Origin of the sequence: Streptomyces sp. LaBMicrA B280, assembly GCF_049222185.1 — a bacterium.
Lineage (GTDB): Bacteria > Actinomycetota > Actinomycetes > Streptomycetales > Streptomycetaceae > Streptomyces > Streptomyces murinus.
This window is the reverse complement of record NZ_JBMJCT010000044.1, coordinates 73,383-97,654: the sequence shown is the minus strand read 5'-3', so window position 1 is coordinate 97,654 and position 24,272 is coordinate 73,383. Positions and strand designations below refer to the sequence as shown.

The window sequence follows — 24,272 nt, the reverse complement described above, 5'->3', positions numbered from 1 at the left end:
AGGAGCCGGGGCTCAGGCGCCGAGCCTCAGGTGCCGGGGCTCACCCCAGGGTCCGCGCCCAGTCCGCCGGCACCCGCCCCGCCGGGCCCGGCACCGGCTGATCGGTGGGATGCCCGGCCGGAGGCGCGAGTTCGGGCCCCTCGGTGGACAATTCCTCGGTGGCGAAGTTCCAGAACCACGCCTCGTCCGGCTCGAAGCTGCGGATCACCGGGTGCCCGGTGGCCCGGTAGTGCGCGGTGGCGTGCTTGGCGGGCGAGTCGTCGCAGCAGCCGATGTGCCCGCACTGGGCGCAGCGCCGCAGATGGAACCACCACCCGCCCGTCGCCTCGCACTCCAGGCAACCGGTGCCGCTCGGCGGGATGTTCGGTTCGATGCCCTCGACGCCGCTCATACGGCCTCCTCCGTTCGTTCCCCGGCCGGGTCGGCCGACCCGGCTGATCCGGCCGCCTCGGGCTGTTCGGCGGTCAGCGGCAGCAGCACCTGGAAGCGGGTGTCGCCGGGCTCCGAGTCGACCCGCAGCGTGCCGTGGTGCTTGTTGACGACGATCCGCCAGGAGATGTCCAGACCGAGCCCGGTGCCCTCGCCGACCGGCTTGGTGGTGAAGAACGGGTCGAAGATCCGGCCCTTGATCTCCGCCGGGATCCCGGGCCCGGTGTCCCGGAACTCCACCAGCACCCGGTCGTGCTCCCGCGCCGTGCGCACCGTCAAGGTGCCCTCGCCGCCCGAACTCCGCATCGCCGAGACCGCGTTGTCGATGAGGTTGGTCCACACCTGGTTCAGCTCCGCCGGGTAGGCGGGCACCGACGGGAGCGTCCGGTCGTACTCCCTGACCACCCGGATGCCGGAGCCGAACTTGGCCGACAGCATCAGCAGGGTGCTCTCCAGGAGTTCGTGCACGTCCACCGCGCGGTACGGCGCCCGGTCCAGCTGCGCGTACTGCTTGGCCGCGTCCACCAGATGCGAGACGCGGGTGGTGGAGTCCTCGATCTCGGTCATCAACAGCTCGGTCTCGACGGTGTAGTTGAGCCAGCCGACCGCGCCCGGCAGGATCTCCTCGTCCACCGCCGCCGCGACCTGCTCCAGCCACTCGACGTCAAGTCCCGCCTGGACGAAGGTCGGTGCCAGCTGCCAGCCGTCCGCGATGCCATGGTCCGCCAGCCAGTCCCCGAGCAGATCCTCCCGGTCGGCGGCCTCCAGCGGACTGAGCGCCGGGGCCTTCGCCACCCGCTCGGCGGTGCGCTCCTGGATCTCGATCAGGCCCGCCAACACGTCCCGGGAGAACGGGCCCTCGGCGATCACGGCCAGTTTGCGGCGCATCTTCGCCACCCGCTCCCGCAGCGAGGCGGTGGCCCGCACGGCCGCGGCCGCCGGGTTGTTCAGCTCATGGGTGAGCCCCGCCGACAGCGAGCCGAGCGCCAGCAGCCGCTCCCGCTGCCCGACCGCGGCCTGGGTGTTCTTCGAGCCGAAGAACAGGCCCTCCAGCAGATGCACCGCCATCGGGAACCACTCGTGCATCACGTCCGCGAACAGGTCGGCCGGCAGCACGAAGAACCGCGTCGGCTCGGTGGCCCGCAGCGAGTTGGTGTACACCTGCCGCACCCGGTCGCCCAGATACGCCTGCATCGCGCCGCCGTACACCCCGCGCTGCGAGGTCCGGGCGACCTCCACGTCGTCCCCGCCGACCCGGCGTGAGATCACCACCGTCCCCTCGACCATCACGAAGAAGCAGGTCGCCGGGTCGCCCTCGGTGTACACCGGGCCCGGTGGGAACAGCTCCACCCGGCCCTCGGCGCACAGCCGTCCGAGCTGCTCGGGGCCGAGCTTCTCGAAGAGGAACAGCGACCGGATCTCTCTTGGGTCGCACGGCATGATCTGCCCGCTCATGACTGCTCCAGATACCGGTGGACGAGCATGACGGCCATCGCGCCCTCGCCGACGGCGGACGCGACGCGCTTCGCGGACTCGGCGCGCGCGTCGCCCGCCACGAACACGCCGGGCACGCTGGTCTCCAGGTGGTACGGCGGCCGGTCCAGCTCCCAGCCGGCCGGTGGCGTGCCGTCGGGGGTCAGATCGGGCCCGGCCAGGATGAAGCCGCGCTCGTCGCGCAGCACGCTCTCGCCGAGCCAGTCGGTCAGCGGGGCCGCGCCGATGAACACGAACATCCACTGGGCGTCGACCCGTTCGGTCTCCCCGGTGCCGGTATGACGCAGCGTCAGCTGCTCCAGGTGCGCCGCGCCATGGGCCGCGTCCACCACCGTGCGGCAGCGCACCTCGATGTTCGGCGCCTCGGTGATCTGCTGGACCAGGTAGTACGACATCGACGCCGACAGATCCGCGCCGCGCACCAGCAGCGTCACCGACTTGGCGCCCCGGGCGAGGTACATCGCGGCCTGGCCCGCCGAGTTGGCGCCGCCGACGATGTACACGTCCTGCCCCTGGCAGCCGGCCGCCTCGGTCAGCGCCGAACCGTAGTACACCCCGCAGCCGGTGAGATCCGTGCAGCCCCGGGCCTCAAGCTGCCGGTACTGCACGCCCGTCGCCAGGATCACGCTGTGCGCGGCGATCGCCGTGCCGTCCGTGAACCGTACGACCCGGGCGGCGCCGCCCGTCTCCAGGGCCGCCACCTCGCGCGCGGTCAGGATCTCGGCACCGAACCGGGCCGCCTGCCGCCGCGCCCGGTCGGTGAGCTGGGCGCCGGAGACGCCGTCCGGGAAGCCCAGGTAGTTCTCGATGCGGGAACTCTGCCCGGCCTGCCCGCCGGTCGCCGAGCGCTCCACGAGCACCGTGCGCAGCCCCTCCGAGGCCCCGTACACGGCGGCGCCGAGCCCGGCCGGGCCGCCGCCGATCACCACCAGGTCGTAGAAGTCGGCCGTCGGCGTCGTGGCCAGGCCCACCCGCGCGGCCAGTTCGGGTGCCTCGGGCTCGACCAGCGCCGAGCCGTCCGGGGTGACCACCACCGGCAGCCGCTGCCCGTCCTGCCCGGCCGCGGCCAGCAGCCGCTGACCCTCCGGCTCCTCCACCGAGTACCAGCGGTAGGGCACCTGGTTGCGGGCCAGGAACTCCCGCACGTCCGAGGAGGGCGCCGACCAGCGGTGCCCCACCACCTTGGTGCTCGGCACCGGTTTGTGGTCACTGGCCCGCCATGCCGCGAGGAGATCGTCCAGCACCGGATAGAGCTTCTCCTCGGGCGGATCCCACGGCTTGAGCAGATAGTGATCGAGGTCCACCACGTTGATCGCGTCGATCGCCGCGTTGGTGTCCGCGTACGCGGTCAGCAGCACCCGCCGCGCCCCCGGGTACACGTCCAGCGCCTGTTCGAGGAACTCGATGCCGTTCATCTGCGGCATCCGGTAGTCGGCCAGGATCACCGCCACCAGATCGCCGCGCAGCTTCAGCTCCCGCAGCGCGTCCAGCGCGGACGGCCCGGACTCGGCGCGCACGATCCGGTACGAGGCTCCGTAGCGGCGCCTGAGATCACGGGCGACGGCGCGGGAGACCCCCGGGTCGTCGTCCACGGTCAGGATGACGGTCCGCGTCGCGTCGGCGGCCGGTGTCATCGGGGCCTGTGTCCTGGGCGCGGCCTGTGTCATGGATCTCCCACCCCGAGCGTCGGAATCCCGCGGCGCGGCGGCACGGGCACCATCGCACCGGTACGCGCCCATCGTATGTTCGATCGCCCGGCTTCGCCCCGGTGTCCGGGTCCGCCTCACGACCCGGAGGGCCGGGGTCCGGCCGGGGCGCGCCGTGGCCGATAGTGGGCATCAGCAGCATGAACGGTCGGTACGACGAGGAGGCCACGGATGACACGGGCGATCACGGCAGGGCTCGACGGCACGGAGGAGAGCCTGGCCGCGCTGGACTGGGCGGCCAGGGAGGCCGTACGCCGGGGGCTGCCCCTGCGGGTCCTGCACGCGTGGCACCACGCCGAGAAGCTCGCCGGGGCCGACCGCGACACCCAGCGGGGGTGGGCCGAGGAGGGTGTCGCACAGGCGGTGCGCCAGGTCGCCGAGCGGCATCCGAAGCTCACGGTGAGCGTGGACACGGTGGAGGAGGACGCCGCCGCGGCGCTGGGCCGCGCGGCCCGGGACGCGGAGCTGCTGGCGCTGGGCTCGCGCGGGCACGGACCGGTCGTCGGCTTTCTGCTGGGCTCGGTGGGCCAGCAGGTGATCGCCGAGGCCACCCGGCCCGTGGTGCTGGTGCGGGCCGGCGACCGCGCCGCCCTGGAGGCCGCCGGGCGCGAGGTGGTGGTCGGCCAGCACGGCGACGCCGAGGACAGCGCGGCCGTGCTGCGCTTCGCCTTCGAGACGGCCGCGGCCCGGGGCGCCACCGTGCGTGCCGTACGGGCCTGGACCCTGCCGCCGGTCTTCGCCTACAGCCCCGGCTCGCTCCGGCTGCTGGACGAGGCCGGGGGCCTGGAGCCGTACGAGAAGCAGGCGCTGGCCGACGCGCTGCGGCCCTGGCGCGAGCGGTTCCCCGGCGTGCCCGTGGCCGAGCAGGTGGAGATGGGCAGCGCGGGACAGGTGCTGCTGTCGCTCGTCGGCCGCGCCCAGCTGATGGTCGTCGGCCGCCGGACCCGCCGCACCGCCGTGGGCGCCCGCATCGGCTCGGTCGCGCACGGGGTGCTGCACCACGCCGACTGCCCGGTCGCGGTGGTCCCGCACGACTGACCGGCGTCAACCTGCCTTCGGAGTACGGGACTTGCGGGTGGCCCGGTCCCTGGCCTGTTCGGCGGCGGCGCGCACCGCGCCCCGGTGGAGCGGGCCGTGACCGGGCAGCAGGGTGTCGCCGTCGAGCGCCGCGATCAGATCGAGGGAGGCCACGACCCGGTCGCGATCGTGGTCGAAGAAGCCGGGCAGCAGCTGCGGCCCCTTGGTCCAGGAGACGGCGTGCCCGCTGATCAGGGCGTCCCCGGAGATCACGATGCCGGCCTCCGGCAGGTGGTAGACGCAGTGCCCGTCGGTGTGGCCGGGGGTGTGCACGGGCACCGGGCGGCCCGGCAGGTCCAGCGCGCCCGCGCCGGGGAACGGCTCGGGCGCGGTGACCGGGTTGTGCTCCATGCCGCCCACCTTGATGACATGCGCGGCCCAGGGCAGCATGCCCGGCCGCCAGACGTTGCGGACGACATCGCCGAGGGTGGCCTGGTGCAGGAACTCCCGCCGGGCGTGCGGGACTTCGGCCGGGTGGAGGTAGACGGGCGTGCCGTAGGCCGAGCGCAGGTACTCCGCCGAGCCCAGATGGTCGTTGTGCGCGTGGGTGATCAGCACGGCGGAGACCGCCTCCGGTGAACCGCCCACCGCCGCAAGGGACTCCAGGATCCCCGGCCGGTCCCCGGGATACCCGGTGTCGATCAGGGTGAGAGCGTCCCCGTCCTTCAGGATCACCCAGTTGACGTTGTTGCCGTGCACCAGGTAGGTGCCGTCGGCGACTTGATGTACCTCTGCCCGCATGGTTTCTCCGCGCCCGAGTGCCAATGATCTTCGGGGGGACAGCCAACCAGATCCGCCACCAGGGGGCGCAAGGGGGCGGCGAGGTGTCTCAGCGCACGCCGTGCGGGCGGAACTGCACGCTGATCCGCGGCCCCGCCGCCCGTGCCGTCTTGGGCACGCAGTGCTCCCAGGTGCGCTGGCAGGAGCCGCCCATCACGATCAGATCGCCGTGCCCGAGCGGCCGCCGTACGGTCCCGCCGCCCCCGCCGGCCGGGCGCAGCAGCAGATCGCGGGGCTCGCCCACCGAGAGGATCGCGACCATCGTGTCCGCGTGGGCGCCCTTCCCGATCCGGTCGCCGTGCCAGGCCACGCTGTCCCGGCCGTCGCGGTAGTAGCACAGCCCGGCGGTGGTGAACGGCTCGCCCAGCTCCTTCGCGTACTGCCGGGACAGGGCGGCGCGGGCCTCGTCCAGGACGGGGTGGGGGAGGGGGTCCGCGGCGCCGTAGAAGGCCAGCAGCCGGGGTACGGCGACGACGTTGTCGTACATCTTCCGCCGCTCCGCGCGCCAGGGGACCTCCGCCGCGAGCCGTTCGAACAGGGCGTCGGCGCCGGTCAGCCAGCCGGGCAGGACGTCGATCCAGGCCCCGGCGCCGAGCACGGTCCGGCGCAGCCCGCGCAGGGGGCCCAGGCGCAGCTCGTCGGTCTGGTCGAACAGGGAGCCCTGGAGGTGCGTGGCCATGGGGCCAGCGTACTCCGTATTCGAAAATACGTTCCAATGAGATCGGCTTTGATCGGCGTGTCGAGCGGTGTCGTGCCCTGGGGGGCCCTTTCGATACATCGCCGTATCGGATACATTCCCGTATCGAACGGGAGGTGCCGTCATGCAGGAGACCGCCAAACGCGTCACCCGGCGCCGCGCGGAGACCCGTGCCCGGCTGCTCGACGCCGCGTTCGGGGTGTTCGCGGCCAAGGGGTTCGGGCGGGTCTCCATCGAGGAGGTCTGCGAGGCGGCCGGGTACAGCCGGGGCGCCTTCTACTCGAACTTCGCCACCCTGGACGAGCTGTTCTTCGCCCTCTACCAGGAGCGCGCCGACCTCATCGCCGCCCAGGTCGCGGACGCCCTCGCCGAGGACGGCCCCGGACTCGACGTACCGGCCGCCGTGGACCGCGTCACCGAGGTGCTGCTGCTCGACGTGGACTGGCTGCTGGTGAAGGCCGACTTCCTGGTGCACGCGGCCCGCGACCCGGAGGTCGCCCGCGTCCTGCTCGGCCACCGCGCCCGGCTCCGGGAGGCCGTCGCCGACCGCCTCTTCCGGGCCCGGGGCCACACCGAACTCCCCGCCGTGCTCGGCGGCACGACCGGCGCCGCGCGCGCCGTGGTCGCGGCCTACGACGGCGTCACCACCCAGCTGCTGCTGGACAAGGACGTCGAGCACGCGCGGAGCTGGCTCAAGCAGCTGCTCACCGCGCTGCTCACGGACGGCGGCGCGCCGGTCACCCCCTCGGCCACGCACTGACCCCTCCACACCGCACTGCCCCTCGGCACCGCACTGCCCTCTCGACAACGCACTGAGGAAGGAACCTCCACGCCATGGACGCGGACGTCATCGTCGTCGGAGCGGGCCTCGCCGGCCTGGTCGCGGCTCATGAACTCACCAGCCGGGGCCGCCGGGTGGCCCTGGTCGACCAGGAGAACGCCGCCAACCTCGGCGGCCAGGCGTACTGGTCCTTCGGCGGCCTCTTCCTCGTGGACTCGCCCGAACAGCGCCGCATCGGCATCAAGGACTCCTTCGAACTGGCCTGGAGCGACTGGCGCGGCAGCGCGCGTTTCGACCGGATCGAGGACGAGGACTCCTGGGCGGTGCGCTGGGCCCGCGCCTATGTGGAGTTCGCGGCCGGGGAGAAACGGTCCTGGCTCCAGGGGCACGGCATCGAACTGCTGCCCACCGTCGGCTGGGCCGAGCGCGGCGACCTCAGGGCCGACGGGCACGGCAACTCCGTGCCCCGCTTCCACATCGCCTGGGGCACCGGCACCGGAGTGGTGGAGCCCTTCGTCCGGTACGCCCGGCAGGCCGCCCGGGACGGACTGCTGACCTTCCACCACCGCCACCAGGTGGACGACCTGGTCATCGAGGACGGCACCGCGCGGGGCGTGCGCGGCACGGTGCTCGCCCCCGACGACGCCCCGCGCGGCGTCGCCTCCGGCCGCGAGCGGGTCGGCGACTTCGAACTCACCGCCCAGGCCGTCGTCGTCACCACCGGCGGCATCGGCGCCAACCATGACATCGTGCGCCGCCACTGGCCCGAGCGGCTCGGCACGCCCCCGGCCGAGATGGTCACCGGCGTCCCCGCCCATGTGGACGGCCGCATGCTCGACATCAGCGCGGCGGCGGGCGTCCGCCTGGTCAACCGCGACCGGATGTGGCACTACACGGAGGGGCTCCAGAACTGGGACCCCGTCTGGCCCGGCCACGGCATCCGCATCCTGCCCGGCCCCTCCTCCATCTGGCTGGACGCCCTCGGGCGTCGGCTGCCCGACCCCTGCCTGCCCGGCTACGACACCCTCAACACGCTCAAGTACCTGCGCACCACCGAGGACATCGCGGGCTACGACCACTCCTGGTTCATCCTCACCCGGAAGATCATCGAGAAGGAGTTCGCGCTCTCCGGCTCCGAGCAGAACCCGGACATCACCGCCAAGGACCGCAAGGCCGTGGTGCGCAACCGGCTCGTCGGCAAGGGCGCGCCCGCACTGGTGCGGGCGTTCCTCGACAAGGGCGCCGACTTCGTGACGGCGGACAGCCTGGAGCGGCTGGTGGAGAAGATGAACGGCCTCGCCGGGCAGCCGCTGCTGGACGCGGCCGAGGTGCGCCGGCAGATCGAGGCCCGCGATCTCCAGATGGCGAATCCGTACAGCAAGGACTCCCAGGTCCAGGGCATCCGCAACGCCCGCCGCTACCTCGGCGACCGGCTCGGCCGGGTGGCCGCGCCGCACCGCATCCTGGACCCGGCCGCGGGCCCGCTGATCGGCGTACGGATGCATGTGCTGACCCGCAAGACCCTCGGCGGCATCCAGACCGACCTCGACTCACGCGCCCTCGGCGCCGACGGGGCGCCGATCGAGGGGCTGTACGCGGCCGGTGAGGTGGCCGGGTTCGGCGGTGGCGGGGTGCACGGCTACAACTCGCTGGAGGGCACCTTCCTCGGCGGCTGCCTCTTCTCGGGACGCGCCGCGGGCCGGCACGCGGCCCGGCACACCGGCTGATCTCAGCCGCCGAGCAGCTCCAGGAGCACCCGGGCATGGCTGCGCTCCGGCGTCTTCGTCGCCGTCAGCAAGGTCACCGGGCCCTGACGGACCGACGCCCGCAGGCCGTCGAGCAGCTCGGCGGCCTCGGGTGCGGCCAGCTCCGCCTCGTACCGGGCACGGAACTCCTCGTAGGAACCGCCGTCGTGGAACCAGCCGCGCAGTTCCGCCGAGGGGGTGAGCCCCTTGGGCCACTCGTCCACGTGCGCGGCCTCCTTGGCCACGCCCCGCGGCCACAGCCGGTCGACCAGCACCCGCAGCCCGTCATCGGGCTCGGGCGACTCATAGATCCGGCGCACGCGCACGCTCACGATCGGGCCCTTCCTCCAGGTCGGCGGCCCCTTCCGGCGAGCGTACTGCGCGGGCCACGGCGGCGCCGGTCGGTGAAGCGGCCCGGCCCGGTGGCTCGGCCCTGTTCGGGGCCAGCGCCGCCGGTGGCTTCGCCTGTCCCCGGCCCGCGCCGGTCGGTGGCTCGGTCCGCCCATGTTCCGTGTCGGCCGGAGCGCCGGGCCGTCGGCCGCCGGTGTGCGACCCCGGCCCACCCCCGCCGGGCGGCGATCCGGCCATCAGGTGGCCAGAATGAGACGGGAGACCCGGAGACACCGGCGCCTCTAGTCTGTGGGCCAGCCGACCACCTTCCGAGGAGCGCACGTGACGTCACCCCGCAGACAGCCCGCACGCCGTCGTACCACGGTCCTCGGCCGCAGGGCGGTGCTCGCCACCGTGCCCGTCGCCGTGGCCGCGCTCGTCGGCGCCGCCGGACCGGCAGGCGCGGGCACCATCGGCGCGGCCGGTGCGGGCGACCCCTACTTCCCGCTCAGCGGCAACGGCGGGTACCACGTGCGCCACTACGACCTGACGCTGCGCTACCAGAGCGGCGGCCGCCTGGACGGCACCGCGGTCCTCACCGCCCGCGCCACCCAGCCGCTCACCCGCTTCGACCTGGACTTCAAGGGAATGACGGTCGGCGGCGTCAAGGTCGACCGCACCGCCGCGGGCGTCAAGCGCTCCGGGCAGGAACTCGTCGTCACCCCCCGCCACGCCCTGCGCGCCGGCCAGGACTTCAAGGTCACCGTCGCCTACCACGGCACGCCCGAGCCGGTCACCGACCCCGACGGTTCGGCGGACGGCTGGATCCCCACCGACGACGGCGCGTTCGTCGCCAACGAACCGCAGGGCGCCATGACCTGGTTCCCGGCGAACGCCCACCCCAAGGACAAGTCGTCGTACGACTTCACGATCACCGTGCCCGAGGGCCGCACCGCCGTCGCCAACGGGAACCTGCTCGGACAGCGCACCGCCAAGGGTGAGACCACCTACCGCTGGCGCGAGGCCCAGCCCATGGCCGCCTACCTCGCCACCGCCACCATCGGCCGCTTCCAGTTCACGCGGTACACCACCCGGGACGGCATCCGGGTCTACGACGCCGTCGACCCCCGCGAGGCCAAGGCCGCGACCCCGGTGCTCAAGCGGCTGCCCTCGGTCCTCCAGTGGGAGAGCAAGCTGTTCGGGCCCTACCCGTTCACGTCCGCCGGAGCCATCGTGGACCACGCGAAGGTCGGCTACGCCCTGGAGACGCAGACCCGCCCGCTCTACGACTCCGCGCCCGACATCCTCACCCTCGTGCACGAGAGCGCCCACCAGTGGTTCGGCGACTCGGTGTCGCTGACCTCCTGGAAGGACATCTGGCTCAACGAGGGCTTCGCGACGTACGCCGAGTGGCTCTACTCCGAGCAGCACGGCGGCGCGAGCGCCCAGAAGACCTTCGACGAGCTCTACGCCCGCCCCGCGGGCAACGAGCTGTGGGCCTACCCGCCCGGCGACCCGGGCAGCGGCGAGAACATCTTCGGCACGCCCGTCTACGACCGCGGCGCCATGGCCCTGCACGAGCTGCGCGAGACGGTCGGCGACCGGACGTTCTTCGCGATCCTGCGCGCCTGGGCCGCCGAGCACCGGGACGGACACGGCACCACCGCGCAGTTCGTCCGGCTCGCGGAGAAGAAGTCCGGAAAGTCCCTGGACTCCCTCTTCCACACCTGGCTGTTCACGAAGGGCAAGCCGAACACGGCCTGAGTTCTTACCAATTCCACATAACTGTCGGCCAAGCTCGACAGCATGATCAACCGCAGAACCGCTCTTCCCCTCCTCGCCTCCCCGCTGCTGCTCACCGGCTGCGGCGGGAGCGGCGGGGAGGCCGGGCAGCGGACGCCGCCCACCCGGCCCGCGCCCGCCACCGGCACCACCTCGCAGGCCGAACAGACCCCCCGCGGCATACCCGGGCTCGGCCCCACCCGGACCGCGGCGATACCGGAGCAGTGCACCCAGGCCGTGGTCGCCACCGGGCGCGGCCCCGATTCCCCCCAATGCACGGTCGTCCTGCACCAGCGCACCGCCGACGGCTGGCGGCCGGGCCCGAGTTGGCCCGCGCACAACGCGCTGCACGGCTGGAGCTCCCACCACATGCTGGGCGACCTGCGCTCCCCGCTCGGCGTGTACACCCTCTCCGACGCCGGGGGTCTGCTGCCCGACCCCGGCAGCAGACTGCCGTACCACCAGTCCGGCGGATTCCGCTCGCCCGGCACCGGCTTCGAGGGCGAACCCCTGGACGGCTGCTTCGACTACGTCATCGCCATCGACTACAACCGCAGGCCCGGCACCTCCCCGCTGGACTGGACCCGCCCCCTCGGCCCCAAGCGCGGCGGGGGAGTCTGGCTGCACGTCGACCACGGCGGCCCCACCCACGGCTGCGTCAGCGTCGCCAAGGCCCATATGAAGGACCTGCTGCGCACCCTCGACCCGGCCCGGCATCCGGTCGTCGCGATGGGGTACGCGGACTGGCTCGCGGTCTGAGCCGCTTAGGATCCGCAACTGTGTGCGCACATGTGCTGGTCGCCGAGGACGACGAGAAGCAGGCCGAACTGATCCGCCGCTCCCTGCTGGCCGAGGGACACACCGCGACGGTGGTGCACGACGGCGCGGCCGCGCTCACCACGGCCCGCAGGCTGCGGCCCGACCTGCTCGTCCTCGACCTGATGCTGCCGGTCCTGGACGGCTTCGGCGTCTGCCGTGAACTGCGCGGTGACGACGGTGAGCTGGACGTCCCCGTGGTGATGCTCACCGCCCGCTCCGGCGAGGACGATCTGCTGCTCGGCCTCGAACTGGGCGCCGACGACTACCTCACCAAGCCGTACAGCCCGCGCGAGCTGATGGCCCGCATCCGCACGGTGCTGCGGCGCAGCGGACGGGGCCCCGGCGCGCGCGGCGGTGACCCGGCGGTGCGGGCCGCCGGGCTCAGCATCGACCCGGTACGGCACGAAGTGCGCTGCGACGGCGCGCCGGTGGACGTCACCCCGGCCGAGTTCCAGATCCTGCTGGCGATGGCGGCGGAGCCGGACCGGGTGTTCACCCGGCGCCAACTCCTCCAGTGCACAAGGGGGTTCGACCGCTCCTCCACCGAACGGGCCGTGGACGTGCACATCATGAACCTGCGCCGCAAGATAGAGGCCGACTCCCGGCGTCCGGTACGGCTGCTCACCGTGTTCGGCGTCGGCTACAAGCTCAGCGGCCGACTGTGAAGTCCCGTACGAGGTGCCGGAGTCGGGGACAGGGCGCCCGGCGCCGGATACCACTGCGCAAGCGGCTCCTGGTCCGGCTGCTGTCCGTCTCCGCCCTGATCGCCATCTGCTCGGTGGCGGCCACCGCCTGGCTCGCGGTGACCACCACCACCAGCGCACTCAAGGAGGAGCAGGGCCAGGACCTCGCCGCCGACAACAGCATCCTCGCCCAGCTCAGCGGGTACGCGGCCACGCACTCCGACTGGTCCGGGGTGCGGCGCGCCGTGCGGGACCTGGCGGCGCGCACCGGCCGGCGGATCGCGCTCACCACCCCCGACCGGGCCCTGGTCGCCGACTCCGCGCCGCGCGGCACCCCGCTGCCGCCCCGGCCCGCCGCGAGCGTCGACCCGCTGCGCACCGACACCTACAGCGAGACCGGCGCCCAGCTCAGCGGCATCGACCCGCGCGCCGTCGGCCCCTACCGGCTGCCCGCGAAGGAACGCGGCGCACTGGAGTCGCTGGCCACCCGGGACAGGCAGTGCTTCGCCCGCTACGGCCTTCGGACCACCGTGCGGCGCACGCCCAGCGGGCGCCCCGTGCTCACCGGCAGCGACGGCTCCGACCCGTCCCGCTACGGCGTGGCCGCGTGCGGGACCGACGGGCTCGACGCCCCGACGCCCACCGAGACCCGGGCCCTGGACGCGCTGTCCGGGCTCGCCCGCCCCTGTCTGCGGCAGGCGGGCCTCGACGTCGGCGGCGGCCCGCTGTTCCTCGCCTTCGACCCGGGGGCCGAGGACCACTTCGGCGGCGGCCCGCTGCTCGCCAAGGTCGCGGGCAAGGACCGCGAGGCCACCGTGCGTTCGGCCCAGAACTGTGTGCTCAGCGCGCGCCGCGCCCAGCTGGAGCCCTATGTCGCCCCGGCCGCCGACCTGTTCCTCGGCATCGGCGACCAGAACCCGTCCCGCTTCGACATGTCACCGGCGAACAAGTCCAAGGTGGTCTCCGCGGCCGGACTGGTCCTCGCCGTCACCGTCGCGGTGACCGCCGCCGTCGCCATCCGGCTGGTACGGCCGCTGCGCGCGCTGACCGAGGCCGCGCAGGCGCCGCCCGAGCAGCATGTCAGGGTGCCGGTGACCACCCGGGACGAGACCGGCATCCTCGCGGAGGCGTTCAACGAACTCACCGAGCGCCGCGAGCGCCTTGAGGCCCAGCGCAAGGCCATGGTCAGCGACATCGCGCACGAACTGCGCAGCCCGCTCACCAATATCCGCGGCTGGCTGGAGGTGATGCGGGACGGCGTCGTCGACCCGGACCCGGGCCTGCTGGACTCCCTGCACGAGGAGGCGCTGGTCCTCCAGCGGATCATCGACGACCTCCAGGACCTGGCCGCCGCCGACGCGGGCACCCTGCGGCTGCACCGCGAGCCGCTGTCCGCGGGCGAGCTGTTCGACCAGGTCGCCGCCGCCCACCGGGTGGCCGCCGACGCGGCCGGGGTCGCACTGGTGACCGAGGCCGACCCGGCCCTCTGGCTGGACGCCGACCCGGTACGGATGCGGCAGGTGCTCGGCAACCTCGTCTCCAACGCGCTGCGGCACACCCCGGCCGAGGGCACGGTCACCCTGCGGGCCCGCCGGGACGGCACCGACGCCGTGCTCACCGTCGCCGACACCGGCTCCGGCATCGCCGCCGAGGACCTTCCGCATGTCTTCGAACGGTTCTGGCGCGCCGAGAAGTCCCGCAGCCGCCGTACCGGAGGCAGCGGCCTCGGCCTGCCGATCGTCCGCCAGCTGCTCGCCGCCCACGGGGGTACGGCACATGCCACGAGCGAGTCCGGCGAGGGCGCGGTGTTCGTCCTCCGGCTCCCCGCGACGCGGGCGCCGGGGGAGGAGCCGTGGGGGGAGCCGGTCGGGAACTCGTAGCGCCCCGGGCCCGGTTCAGCCCGAGCGGGGGCGGGAGCGGGCCCGGCGGCGGAGCCTGCGGCGTTCCAGTTCGGTGGTGCCGCCCCAGATGCCGATCCCTTGACCGGTGTCCAACGCCCAGTCGAGGCACTGCTGTCGGACCGGGCACCGCTCGCACACCGTCTTGGCCTGCTCGGCCTGCACCTGCGCGGGGCCGGTGCTGCCGATGGGGAAGAACAAGTCGGGGTCCTCGTAACGGCACTCGGCGTGTTCGCGCCAGTTCTCCATGGAAGTCTCCCGCTCGGATCGGGGCGTCCGCGCCGAGGCGGACGCGGGTCTTGAAAGCGGGTGACCGGTCGGCGCGGCATGAAACGGCGCGCGCCGGCCCGAAAAGGGAATGCGGCCATGGCCCAACGGACTTCGGCCACCCCTCGGCCGCCGTTCCGCCGTCTTCCGCCGTCTTCCGGCCACCTTCCGGCCGTCCTCCGGTCTCAGCCGCGCAGCGCCGCGGCCGCCGTCGCCGTCACCGCCTCGGCCAGCGCGGCCAGCGCCGGGGAGTCGAGCTTCCACTGCTGCCAGTACAGGGTGACGTCCATCCACTCGCCGGGCGCGAGGAGGGACAGCCTGCCGTCGGCCAGCAGGGGGTGGGCCTGGACCTCCGGGACCATGCCCCAGCCGAGGCCCGCGGTGACGGCGTCCAGGAAGCCCTCCGAGGTGGGCACATGGTGGCGCAGCGGGCCGGCCGAGGTGCCGCCCAGCCGGCGGACATAGCCGTCCTGGAAGTCGTCCTTGCGGTCGAAGACGATCACGGGCTCCGTGGCGAGGGCCTCGGGCAGCGGGCGCCCGGCGACCCTGGTGCGGGCGAACTCCGGTTCCGCGACCGGGAGATAGCGCATCCGGCCGAGCGGCCGCGCCGTACAGCCGGGCACCGGGTCCGGCGAGGAGGTCACCGCGGCCATCACCAGGCCCTCGCGCAGCAGGACCGCCGTATGCCCCTCGTCCTCGCGGTGCAGCTCGAAGCAGAGCCCCGGCACCCGGCTCAGCGCGGGCAGGAACCAGGTCGCCAGCGAGTCCGCGTTCACCGCGACCGACACCCGGGTCGGCTCCCCGGCGCCGCTGAGCCCCAGCTCGCCCCACGCGTCCCGCTCCAGCCGGGCGAACTGACGGGCGTAGCGCACCAGCACCGCGCCCGACTCCGTGGGCCGTACCGGCTTGGTCCGCTGGAGCAGCACCCGCCCGGTGCGCTGTTCGAGGGCCTTGACCCGCTGGCTCACCGCCGACGGCGTCACATGCAGGGCGGCGGCCGCCGCGTCGAAGGTGCCCTCGTCCACCACCGCGAGCAGCGTCCGCACCTGATCCAGGGGAAGGTCCATCACGAGCGCTAAGGATACGTAAGAATCTTTAGCTGTACTTGAGGGGCCAGGTGTCCTTAGTTTTTGAACCATGAACCACACCGCTCTGACCGCCGCGGTCGCCGGCTTCGGCACCGGTCTGTCCCTGATCGTCGCCATCGGCGCCCAGAACGCCTTCGTCCTGCGCCAGGGGGTGCGCCGGGACGCCGTACTCGCCGTGGTCGGCATCTGCGCCCTGTCCGACGCGGTGCTCATCGCGCTCGGCGTGGGCGGTGTCGGCGCGGTCGTGGTGGCCTGGCCGGGCGCGGTCCGACTGGTCGGCGTCGTCGGCGGTGTCTTCCTGCTCTGCTACGGCGCGCTGGCCGCCCGCCGCGTCGTACGGCCCACCGGGACCGGCCTTGTCGTGGCGGGCGAGGCGGCCGGATCCCGGCGCCGGGCCGTGCTGACCTGCCTCGCGATGACCTGGCTCAATCCGCACGTCTACCTGGACACCGTCTTCCTGCTGGGCTCGCTCGCCGCCGACCGGGGCCCGCTGCGCTGGACGTTCGGGCTCGGTGCCGCGCTCGCCAGCCTGTGCTGGTTCACCGCGCTCGGCTTCGGCGCCCGGCTGCTCGGCCGCCATCTGGCCCGGCCCGGCGCCTGGCGCCTCCTGGACGGCCTGGTCGCCCTCACCATGCTCGTCCTGGGTGTCTCACTGCTCGTCGGAGGCTGAGACGGGTCCCTCCGACCGAGACCGTTCTCCCCCCGGTGCGATGAGATGGTTAGGCTCTCGAATCGAAAAGATGTAACGAGCAACCAGGACATCCGTGAACACCAGCGAGAGCAGCAGTACCGAGACCGGTGACGACACGCCGGCGGCCGACCCACCGCCGCACCGCGGCTGGCGCCGCTGGGCGATGGACACCCGCCCGCTGCGCATCCCCGCCTACCGGCGCCTGTGGTCCTCGACCATCGTGACCGCCGTCGGCAGCCAGCTCACCGCCGTCGCCGTACCCAAGCAGATCTACGACATCACGCACTCCTCCGCCTGGGTCGGCTACGCCAGCCTCGCCGGGCTCGTGCCCATGGTGCTGTTCGCGCTGTGGGGCGGCGCGGTCGCGGACACCGTGGACCGGCGCAAGCTGCTGCTGTGGACCAACAGCGGGATCGCGGTCACCTCGCTGCTGTTCTGGGCGCAGGCCGTCAGCGGGCTGGACTCCGTCGTGGTCCTGATGGTGCTGCTCGCGCTCCAGCAGGCGTTCTTCGGCCTCAACTCCCCGGCCCGCAGCGCCTCCGTCGCCCGGCTGGTCCCGGCCGGTGAACTGCCCGCGGCCAACGCCCTCAGCTCCACCGTGACGCAGACCGGCCTGGTGGCGGGTCCGCTGCTCGCCGGTGTGCTCATCCCGGTCATCGGCCTGCCCGAGCTGTACCTCATCGACGCGCTCGCGCTCTGCGTCACCGTGTGGGCCGTCTTCCGGCTGCCCGCGCTGCCCCCGCTCGGCGACGCCCCCGCGCGCCGCGCCGGGGTGCGCGAGATAGCCGAGGGCTTCCGCTACATATCCCGGCACAAGGTGCTGCTGCTGTCCTTCCTCGCCGACATCGTCGCCATGGTGTTCGGCATGCCCCGCGCCCTGTTCCCGCAGCTGGCCGCGGAGACGTACCACTCCTGGGGCTCGGGCCTCGCGCTCGGTGTGCTCTTCGCCGGCATCCCGGTCGGCGCGGTGCTCGGCGGGCTGTTCTCGGGCGCGTTCTCCCGCGCCCGGCGGCACGGCTGGATGGTCATCGGGGCCGTCGTCGCCTGGGGCGTGACCATCGCCGGGTTCGGGCTCAGTGGCAACCTCTGGATCGCCCTCGCCTTCCTCGCCGCCGCCGGTGTCGCCGACATGGTCTCCATGGTGTTCCGGGGCGCGATCCTGCTGTCCGCCGCGACCGACGAGATGCGCGGCCGGATGCAGGGCGTGTTCACGGTCGTGGTGGCCGGTGGCCCCCGCCTCGCGGACGTGCTGCACGGCACCGCCGGCGCCGTGTTCGGCCCGCGCGCGGCGGTGGCGGGCGGCGGCGTGCTGGTCGTCGTGCTGATGCTGGGTCTGGCGGCGGCGGTGCCCGCGCTGCGGCGCTTCCGGATCTGACACGGTGCGAAGGCCGCCGCGCCCCGCGCGCTAGAGGGGGCTGCGGCGGCCCAGCGCGTACTGGTCCATCAGCTTGCCGCGGGTGGTCTCCAGGCGGTGGGCGAGGATCTCGGCCACCGAACGCACCAGGGAGAGCCCGAGCAGCGGGTCCTCCACGCACAGCGCGAGCACGGAGGGCCCGTCGAACTCGTACGCCCGTACGTTGCTGAAGGCCACCGAGCCGAAGTCCCACTGGTACGGCGGGAAGAGCCAGGACCAGCCGAGCAGGTCGCCCGCGCCGAGCGTGGCCACGGTCACCCGCTGCCGCGAGGTGACCTGCTGGTCCAGATGGACCGCGCCGGAGCGGATCACCCAGAACCGGTCGGCCGTGCCGCCCGCCTCGAAGATGCGGCTGTCCTCCGGGAAGGACACCTCCTTGGCCAGCTCCATCAGGCGTTCGCGCTGCGCCTGGGGCAGGGCGGTCAGCAGTTTTATCGCTTTGGTCATGGCGCGGGCTCCTCGCCGGCGACGGTTCGGGTGCTGCGGTGCCTCTTGAGGGGGCGGGACGTTGCGTACACCCATTTCAGCCGCTGGCGGCGGGCAGGGCACCTCGAAGGAGGCGGATTTCTTCGCGGCGGCCGTCGTCCGGGCAGGAAAAAGCCCTGGCTGGACGGGGGAAGCCAGCCAGGGCCGCTGAGGGTGATGGGGCAGGCTCCGAGGCCCACGCCGCCATCACGTATGGATGAACGATAAACCATTCGATGTCCGTTCTGGTAGTCGGACACCGGTCTAGGTGACCCGTCTCACGCCGTCCTCGTCCGCCGGATGCTCCACCGGCCGCGCGCCCGGCCGCACGATCTCGTCCAGCACCCGCAGCACGGCCCCGTACGCCCGCGCGCTGGCGGCGGCGTCCCGGGCGCCGTCCGGCTCGGTCGCCGCGAGGTCCCGCGCCCGGTCCGCCCAGCGCGCCCGCTCCTCGGCCGCGCGGTCCCTGCCCCGCTGGATGCGTCGCAGCAGTTCGTCAGCGTCCACGACATCGGTCATGGGGCGCGGGTACCCCGTACGGGCGCGGTGATGACTTCCGTACACACGGTGTTTGAGGGCGCCGCTGATGGTCAGCCGAAGGGGGAGAGGAAGCGCGACTCCGGCACCGTCCAGGGAGGGAAGGGATGCCAGAAACGTACTCGATATCCGTCGACGAACCCCACCGTCGGCCGCCGTGCCGCCCGGCCGACGCCCGCAGCACCGTACGACGCGTCGTCGCCGAACGCTGCCGGGACCGTCATCAGCCGCTCGGCCCCGGGGCCATGGACGACGCCCTCCTGGTCGCCTCCGAACTCACCACCAACGCGATCCTGCACGGCGGCGGCATCACCGGCTTCGACGTCGATGTCGACTCCGCCGGGGTCCGTGTCTCGGTGAGCGACCGCAGCACCGAACTCCCGGTCGCGCGGACGACCCCGCCCGACCGCTTCCAGCGCCACGGCCGGGGCTGGCCGATCGTCTGCCACCTCGCCCGCGACGTCCGGGTCAGCGAACTTCCCTGCGGCGGCAAACGCATCACCGCGGTGGTCCCGCTGACCTGATCCCGCACTCCCACTTGTCGCCCCCGCACCCCTCTGACCTCCGCCTTCACCTCACTCACCGGATTCCTTCGGGCAAGGGTGTTTGCCCGCCGGGGCGGCGGGCAGACGGAATCTCGTGCTTCGGACCGGAGGCGCAAGCCCAGCGGGTAGATCCACCGCCGGGACCCCCTCCGGCGGGCCCCGGCATCCCGCGGCGAACCCTGACAAGCACCGTTCGGGCCTCGACCGGAATCTCTGTTCCGGCGGCGCCCAGACACCACGTTCAGGAGCGATTCCGCATGCTGACCGACATGTCGACAGGCCGTTCCGGCACCCCCGACCCCGCCACCCAGACCTCGCGCCGGAGCCACGACGACGCCCCGGAGACCGCGGAAATGTTCACCCGGCTCGCGGACCTGGAGGAGGGTCCCGAGCGCGACGCCGTACGCGACGAACTGGTCGCCGCCTGGCTCCCCATGGCGCATCGCATCGCCGGCCGGTTCCGTGACCGAGGCGAGTCCGTGGAGGATCTGCGCCAGGTGGCGGCACTGGGCCTGGTGAAGGCCGTCGACCGGTACGACCCCTCGCGCGGCGCGTTCGAGAGCTACGCCGTGCCGACCATCACCGGCGAGGTCAAGCGCCACTTCCGGGACCGGATGTGGGCGCTGCGAGTGCCCCGCAGGGTGCAGGAACTGCGCAACCGGGTGCGCGTGGCCCGGCGCGAGCTGACCCAGAACCCGGGCAGCCCCGAACCCACCAACGCCGCCCTCGCCGCCCACACCGGGCTCACCGAGGAGGAGGTCGCCGCGGGCCTGGAGGCGCTGGAGAGCTTCAGCACGCTGTCGCTGGACGCCGAACTGGCCGGTGGCGACGACGGTTACAGCCTCGCCGACACCCTCGGCGCCACCGACACGTCGTACGACGTCGTGGTCGACCGGGAGGCCGCCAAGGAGGGCCTGCGGCGGCTGCCCGAGCGCGAACGGGCCATCCTCTACATGCGCTTCTTCGAGGACATGACACAGAGCCGCATCGCCGACCAGCTCGGCATCTCCCAGATGCATGTCTCCCGGCTGATCAGCCGCAGCTGCGCCCGCGTCCGCGACGAGGCCGTGGGCCGCCGCCCCGGCGGCGCCGCGTGAGCGCCCGCCGCCGGGGTGTCCGCCGGGTGACCCGTCAGCGCTTCTTCGCCGGTGACGCCTCCGGCCGCAGCCCGAGCGGGCGGGCGAGACCCGAGACCGCCTCGTCGAGGCGTTGCAGATGCCGCAGCACGCGGTCGGTGACCCGGCCGTAGCGCGGGGTGCGCAGGGTTCCCGGCTCCAGCATCGAGGCGATGCTGGGGCCGGTCTCGATCTCCCCCTCCGCGCGCGGGTCCGCCACCTGCGCGGCGATCGTCTCGATGTTCCGCACGATCCGCGCGCCCGCCCCGCGCAGCCGGGGATCGGCCGCGATCGAGGGGTGCGTGGGCAGCAGTTCCGCCGTCGCCGCGAGGGACCGCCCGTGGTAGGCGCAGGTCTCCAGTAGCGCCACCACATAGCGGGCGGTGTTGCGCCGGGCCCGCATCGGGGTGATGGGATGCGTCAGCGGCTGGATGGCGGAGCGCAGATCGGCCAGCGCCTGGTCCAACTCCCGCGCCTGCTCCACCAGATCGCCGCCGAAGCCGCCGCTGAGCTGGTCGACCGCGGCCCGGGTGACCTCCGCGAGCCGGTCGAGGACCGTGACCAGCAGCTCGTTCGTACGGCGGTCCGTGTGGATCGGCAGCACCACCGCGGCCGCGATCACCCCGCAGGCCGCGCCCAGCGCCGTCTCCTCGATCCGCAGCACCAGGACCGCGGCGGTGTAGGTGTTGAGCAGCGTGTACAGCAGTCCGAGCGCGGCCGTCACGAAGAACGACATCAGCGTGTACGACAGCGGCGCGGTGTAGAACATCGCGAACACCAGCAGCAGCACCAGCGCGAACGCCGTCCAGGTGTGGTGTCCGACCAGCCCGGCGAGCCCGATACCGGCGATCACGCCGAGCACCGTGCCGAGCAGCCGCCGGTAGCCCTTGACCAGGATCTCCCCGGTGGACGCGGTGTTGATGAACACGATCCAGCAGGTCAGCACCGCCCAGTACCAGCGCTGGCTGGACAGCAGCTCGCCGCCGAGGATGGCCAGCGAGGAGCCGACGGCGATCTGCACGGCGGCCCGGGTGGTGGGCCTGCGCAGCCCGCCCGGCTCCGTGTCCTTGGGCTCGATCTCCTCGCTGACCTCGATCGCGGCGTCCTCCGCGTCCAGCTCCTCGCGCGAGCGGGCGGTGGCGGGGGAGTCCTCGGACTCGTCCTGCGGCCCGTCGAGCGCGAGCCGCAGGCCCAGCGCGGCGCGCGCCGTCTCACCGAGACCGCGGAAGACGTCCTGCACGGCCGGGGCGGCCTGCGGCAGGTTCTCCTCCTCGCGATAGCCGAGCAGCCGGTTGCGCACATGCGCGAGCGCCGTGCCCGCCGCCTCACCGGCCGGGCGCAGCGCCAGCAGCCGCAGCGCCTTGAGGTCCCGGCGCAGTTCGGCCCCGGCCTCGTCGCGCACCGGCAGCTCGCCGCCCGAGGGCAGCGGGGCACCCGGCAGATGCAGGGTGAGGGTGTCGGTGCGCTCGGCGCTGCGCGCCGTGAGCAGCAGCAGACCGAGCCGCTCGGCGGCGATCTCCGCGTCCGCGATCCGGCGCTGGAGCAGCCGGGCCACCGCCTCGTCGGAGGTGCCGTCCTCCAGCCGGCCCTGGATCAGCAGCGCCGTCTCATGCAGCCGCGCGGTGCCGGTGCGCAGCTCCTCCAGCACCTTCTCCACGTCCTCGGGCCCCGCGTCCAGCAGCTCGATCTGGGTGTCGATCAGCTGCGCGAGCCGGGCCCGGAACGCCTGCCGCATCCGGTCCAGGGTGCCCGCCGGTGTCTGCGGCAGCAGCACGAACCGGGCCAGGGCGGCGCAGCCGAACGCGACCACGATGACGCCGTACAGCTTCGGCAGCAGGGCCGAGGTCGCGTGCACGAACAGGGAGAGGAAGTACGTCTGGAAGGCGATCAGCCCGAGCGCGTGGCCGCGGTCGCCGAACCGGCGGCTGTAGACCGCGCCGAACATGAGCGCCACGAAGAACAGGTCACCCGCGACGACGTACTGGCTCAGCAGCGTGCCCAGGGTGACCGAGACGAGCGCCACCGGCAGCCCGATCGCGAGGGTGAGGGCCTGCCGGTGGCGTTGCTTCTCGCGGATCGCGAACGTCGCGACCATCGCCGCGATCGCCCCGGCGACCAGCAGCGGCACCGGGGCGCCCAGCGCGGCCAGCACGGCGAGGGTCAGCGCGATCGAGACGACCGTGCGCAACCCCGCGGTCAGTCTGAGCAGCCCTGGATCCCATGCCGCGACCCGGTCCCAGATCCTTACCCGCCCCGACCGTCCCGCTGCCCTCACGCCGCCGCGCTCTCCCGTCCGTGAACCCGTGCCAGAAATCGATCTTTGCTCCAGCATCGCACGTGGGTCCGGTTTATCCAGCTGCCCTCGGCCAGGGCCGCCGATCACAGGTGCGCTGATCGGCGGCCCTCGGTGATCCGGCTCACATCAGGGGCTGTCGCATCAGGGGCTGTTGACGCCGCCCTCCGCCCGGGCCCGTACCTGCTCCGGCGTCAGATACGAGTCCGTGAACTCGAAGTCCTTCAGCCGGGCGGCCTTGCGGGCCTGGAAGCCGGTGCGCACGAAGTCGTCCCCGGCCAGCGCGTTCAGCGTCCAGTTGGTCATCACCCGGGCCTTGGCCACGCCCGTGCGCAGCGCCGACCAGTGGTAGCCGCGGGCCACCGCCTGCGCCGGCATCCCGCGCAGCTCGATGCCGAGCGGCTTGGACACCGCGTCCTTGCCGCCGAGGTCCACGACCAGGCCCAGATCCTTGTGGTGGTACGGCTTGAGGGGCGCGCCGCGCAGGGTCGCGATGACGTTCTCGGCGACCCGCTTGCCCTGCCGCGAGGCGTGCTGCGCGGTCGGCGGGCAGACCGCGCCCTCCTGGCCCTTGGCGAGATCGGGCACGGCGGCCGAGTCGCCGAGCGCGAACACCCCGTCCTGCCCCGGCACGGTCAGCTCGGGCTCGACGAGGAGCCGGCCGCGGACCGTCTCCGCGCCCAGCGTGGCGATCAGCGGACTGGCCACCACCCCCGCGGTCCAGATCAGGGTGTGCGTCGGCACCACCCGGCCGTCGGTGAAGGTGACCTCCTCCGCACCGGCCTTCTCGATCGACACCCCGAGGGACACGTCGATGCCGCGCCGCCGCAGGATGTCCTGCGCGCTCCGGCCGAGCTTCTCGCCCAGCTCGGGCATCAGCTTGGGCGCGATGTCGATCAGATGCCAGCGGATCAGCCCGGGGTCCAGGCGCGGATAGCGCCGTACCGCGGCGTGCGTGAGCCGCTGGAGGCAGGCGGCGGTCTCGGTTCCGGCGTACCCGCCGCCGACCACCACGAACTGGAGCCGCGCGGCCCGTTCGGCCGGGTCGTCGCTGGCGTCGGCGAGGTCCAGCTGGGAGATGACGTGGTCGCGGATGTACGCCGCCTCGGCGAGCGTCTTCATGCCGAAGGCGTGCTCGGTCAGGCCCGGGATGTCGAAGGTGCGGGTCACGCTGCCCGGGGCCAGCACGATGTAGTCGTACGGCTCGTTCACGATCTTGTCGGTGATGGTGCGTACGACACAGACCTTGGCCTTGAGATCCACGCCGATCGCACCGCCCGGCAGGATCCGGGTGCGGTACCGCCTGCTGCGGCGCAGGGAGAGCGCGATCGACTGCGGTGTCAGCACACCGGAGGCGACCTGGGGCAGCAGCGGTAGATAGAGCTGGTAGGAGACGGGCGTCACCAGGGTGACGTCGGCCTCGTCGGGGGCGAGTTTGCGCTCCAGACGGCGGACGCACTCGACTCCGGCGAAGCCTGCGCCGACCACCAGGATCCTGGGTCGTGTCACGGTGTCCATCCCTTTCCGCGGTTCCGGGCGGTGGATTCGACTCGACGCCGTTCGCATACCCCGGAGCGCCGCGCGCCAACTCCGATACCACCGCGACCCGGGCCGCTGCGCCAGCCGGGTGCGGCAC

23 protein-coding genes are annotated in these 24,272 nt (G+C 73.1%); 11 read left to right on the top strand and 12 right to left on the bottom strand.

All coding sequences use genetic code 11. From position 1 onward, the window contains the following. Positions 1-40 precede the first annotated feature (40 nt). Genes ACLF5H_RS28855 through ACLF5H_RS28845 form a run of 3 tightly spaced genes read right to left on the bottom strand, consistent with a single transcriptional unit; the run spans position 41 to position 3,557 of the window. Positions 41-391, bottom strand: a complete 351-nt coding sequence (locus ACLF5H_RS28855) for a UBP-type zinc finger domain-containing protein (protein ID WP_421678919.1) — start codon at positions 389-391, stop codon at positions 41-43. Continuing rightward, on the bottom strand, positions 388-1,884 hold the full coding sequence (locus ACLF5H_RS28850; protein ID WP_421678918.1) for an ATP-binding protein: 1,497 nt from the start codon (positions 1,882-1,884) through the stop codon (positions 388-390). Before ACLF5H_RS28850 ends, ACLF5H_RS28855 begins: the two co-directional genes overlap by 4 nt. Then, on the bottom strand, positions 1,881-3,557 hold the full coding sequence (locus ACLF5H_RS28845; protein ID WP_421679148.1) for an FAD-dependent oxidoreductase: 1,677 nt from the start codon (positions 3,555-3,557) through the stop codon (positions 1,881-1,883). Before ACLF5H_RS28845 ends, ACLF5H_RS28850 begins: the two co-directional genes overlap by 4 nt. Before the next feature lie 243 nt (positions 3,558-3,800). Here ACLF5H_RS28845 and ACLF5H_RS28840 point away from each other — a divergent pair, with 243 nt between their 5' ends. Continuing rightward, positions 3,801-4,667, top strand: coding sequence for a universal stress protein (locus tag ACLF5H_RS28840; protein ID WP_421678917.1), 867 nt, complete (start codon positions 3,801-3,803; stop codon positions 4,665-4,667). A 6-nt stretch (positions 4,668-4,673) separates the two neighbouring features. Here ACLF5H_RS28840 and ACLF5H_RS28835 read toward each other — a convergent pair whose 3' ends face one another. Both ACLF5H_RS28835 and ACLF5H_RS28830 read right to left on the bottom strand, forming a co-directional pair. Next, complete coding sequence (locus ACLF5H_RS28835; RefSeq protein WP_421678916.1) at positions 4,674-5,447, bottom strand: MBL fold metallo-hydrolase; 774 nt, start codon at positions 5,445-5,447, stop codon at positions 4,674-4,676. An 88-nt stretch (positions 5,448-5,535) separates the two neighbouring features. After that, positions 5,536-6,165, bottom strand: coding sequence for an alpha-ketoglutarate-dependent dioxygenase AlkB family protein (locus tag ACLF5H_RS28830; RefSeq protein WP_421678915.1), 630 nt, complete (start codon positions 6,163-6,165; stop codon positions 5,536-5,538). A gap of 142 nt (positions 6,166-6,307) precedes the next feature. Here ACLF5H_RS28830 and ACLF5H_RS28825 point away from each other — a divergent pair, with 142 nt between their 5' ends. Together ACLF5H_RS28825 and ACLF5H_RS28820 are read left to right on the top strand one after the other, a co-directional pair. Continuing rightward, positions 6,308-6,943, top strand: coding sequence for a TetR/AcrR family transcriptional regulator (locus tag ACLF5H_RS28825; RefSeq protein ID WP_421678914.1), 636 nt, complete (start codon positions 6,308-6,310; stop codon positions 6,941-6,943). Positions 6,944-7,017: 74 nt separating this feature from the next. Further along, positions 7,018-8,691, top strand: a complete 1,674-nt coding sequence (locus ACLF5H_RS28820) for an FAD-binding dehydrogenase (RefSeq protein ID WP_421678913.1) — start codon at positions 7,018-7,020, stop codon at positions 8,689-8,691. A 2-nt stretch (positions 8,692-8,693) separates the two neighbouring features. Here ACLF5H_RS28820 and ACLF5H_RS28815 read toward each other — a convergent pair whose 3' ends face one another. Next, a complete protein-coding gene (locus ACLF5H_RS28815; protein WP_421678912.1) occupies positions 8,694-9,041 on the bottom strand; it encodes a DUF488 domain-containing protein in 348 nt (115 codons plus the stop codon). Between the two features lie 340 nt (positions 9,042-9,381). Between ACLF5H_RS28815 and ACLF5H_RS28810 the strand changes: the two genes are divergently transcribed. From ACLF5H_RS28810 to ACLF5H_RS28795, 4 genes are read left to right on the top strand one after another with little or no spacing between them, the layout of a single operon-like run. After that, positions 9,382-10,803 (top strand): M1 family metallopeptidase, encoded by a 1,422-nt coding sequence (locus ACLF5H_RS28810; protein WP_421678911.1) that lies wholly within the window; start codon positions 9,382-9,384, stop codon positions 10,801-10,803. 42 nt (positions 10,804-10,845) lie between these two features. Then, a complete protein-coding gene (locus ACLF5H_RS28805) occupies positions 10,846-11,580 on the top strand; it encodes a L,D-transpeptidase family protein (RefSeq protein ID WP_421678910.1) in 735 nt (244 codons plus the stop codon). A gap of 20 nt (positions 11,581-11,600) precedes the next feature. Continuing rightward, positions 11,601-12,305: a response regulator transcription factor gene (locus tag ACLF5H_RS28800; RefSeq protein ID WP_421678909.1), complete on the top strand. Its 705-nt coding sequence runs from the start codon at positions 11,601-11,603 to the stop codon at positions 12,303-12,305. Further along, positions 12,302-14,203: a sensor histidine kinase gene (locus ACLF5H_RS28795; protein ID WP_421678908.1), complete on the top strand. Its 1,902-nt coding sequence runs from the start codon at positions 12,302-12,304 to the stop codon at positions 14,201-14,203. The genes ACLF5H_RS28800 and ACLF5H_RS28795 overlap by 4 nt, the downstream gene beginning before the upstream one ends. Positions 14,204-14,218: 15 nt before the next feature. Here the strand turns inward: ACLF5H_RS28795 and ACLF5H_RS28790 are convergent, their stop codons facing one another. Beyond that, the gene (locus ACLF5H_RS28790; protein WP_421678907.1) at positions 14,219-14,470 is read right to left on the bottom strand and encodes a WhiB family transcriptional regulator; all 252 of its coding nucleotides are present in this window, start codon (positions 14,468-14,470) and stop codon (positions 14,219-14,221) included. A gap of 203 nt (positions 14,471-14,673) precedes the next feature. Next, positions 14,674-15,555, bottom strand: coding sequence for a LysR family transcriptional regulator ArgP (locus ACLF5H_RS28785; protein WP_421679147.1), 882 nt, complete (start codon positions 15,553-15,555; stop codon positions 14,674-14,676). Between the two features lie 70 nt (positions 15,556-15,625). Here ACLF5H_RS28785 and ACLF5H_RS28780 point away from each other — a divergent pair, with 70 nt between their 5' ends. Together ACLF5H_RS28780 and ACLF5H_RS28775 are read left to right on the top strand one after the other, a co-directional pair. After that, complete coding sequence (locus tag ACLF5H_RS28780) at positions 15,626-16,246, top strand: LysE/ArgO family amino acid transporter (RefSeq protein WP_421678906.1); 621 nt, start codon at positions 15,626-15,628, stop codon at positions 16,244-16,246. A gap of 94 nt (positions 16,247-16,340) precedes the next feature. Continuing rightward, positions 16,341-17,642 carry an MFS transporter gene (locus ACLF5H_RS28775; RefSeq protein WP_421678905.1) on the top strand — a complete coding sequence of 434 codons (1,302 nt, stop codon included), beginning with the start codon at positions 16,341-16,343 and terminating at the stop codon, positions 17,640-17,642. A 30-nt stretch (positions 17,643-17,672) separates the two neighbouring features. On the opposite strand, the gene ACLF5H_RS28770 is transcribed toward ACLF5H_RS28775, so the two are convergent. Together ACLF5H_RS28770 and ACLF5H_RS28765 are read right to left on the bottom strand one after the other, a co-directional pair. Next, entirely contained in the window at positions 17,673-18,128 is a 456-nt protein-coding gene (locus ACLF5H_RS28770) for a cyclic nucleotide-binding domain-containing protein (protein WP_085563251.1), read from the bottom strand. Positions 18,129-18,410: 282 nt separating this feature from the next. Then, positions 18,411-18,665 (bottom strand): hypothetical protein, encoded by a 255-nt coding sequence (locus tag ACLF5H_RS28765; RefSeq protein ID WP_421678904.1) that lies wholly within the window; start codon positions 18,663-18,665, stop codon positions 18,411-18,413. A gap of 125 nt (positions 18,666-18,790) precedes the next feature. Between ACLF5H_RS28765 and ACLF5H_RS28760 the strand changes: the two genes are divergently transcribed. Both ACLF5H_RS28760 and ACLF5H_RS28755 read left to right on the top strand, forming a co-directional pair. Then, a complete protein-coding gene (locus tag ACLF5H_RS28760; protein ID WP_421678903.1) occupies positions 18,791-19,207 on the top strand; it encodes an ATP-binding protein in 417 nt (138 codons plus the stop codon). Between the two features lie 278 nt (positions 19,208-19,485). Then, positions 19,486-20,325, top strand: a complete 840-nt coding sequence (locus ACLF5H_RS28755) for a SigB/SigF/SigG family RNA polymerase sigma factor (protein ID WP_421678902.1) — start codon at positions 19,486-19,488, stop codon at positions 20,323-20,325. A 34-nt stretch (positions 20,326-20,359) separates the two neighbouring features. Here the strand turns inward: ACLF5H_RS28755 and ACLF5H_RS28750 are convergent, their stop codons facing one another. Further along, a complete protein-coding gene (locus tag ACLF5H_RS28750) occupies positions 20,360-22,675 on the bottom strand; it encodes an FUSC family protein (RefSeq protein ID WP_421678901.1) in 2,316 nt (771 codons plus the stop codon). 105 nt (positions 22,676-22,780) lie between these two features. After that, on the bottom strand, positions 22,781-24,154 hold the full coding sequence (locus ACLF5H_RS28745; RefSeq protein ID WP_421678900.1) for an NAD(P)/FAD-dependent oxidoreductase: 1,374 nt from the start codon (positions 24,152-24,154) through the stop codon (positions 22,781-22,783). Positions 24,155-24,272: the final 118 nt, after the last annotated feature.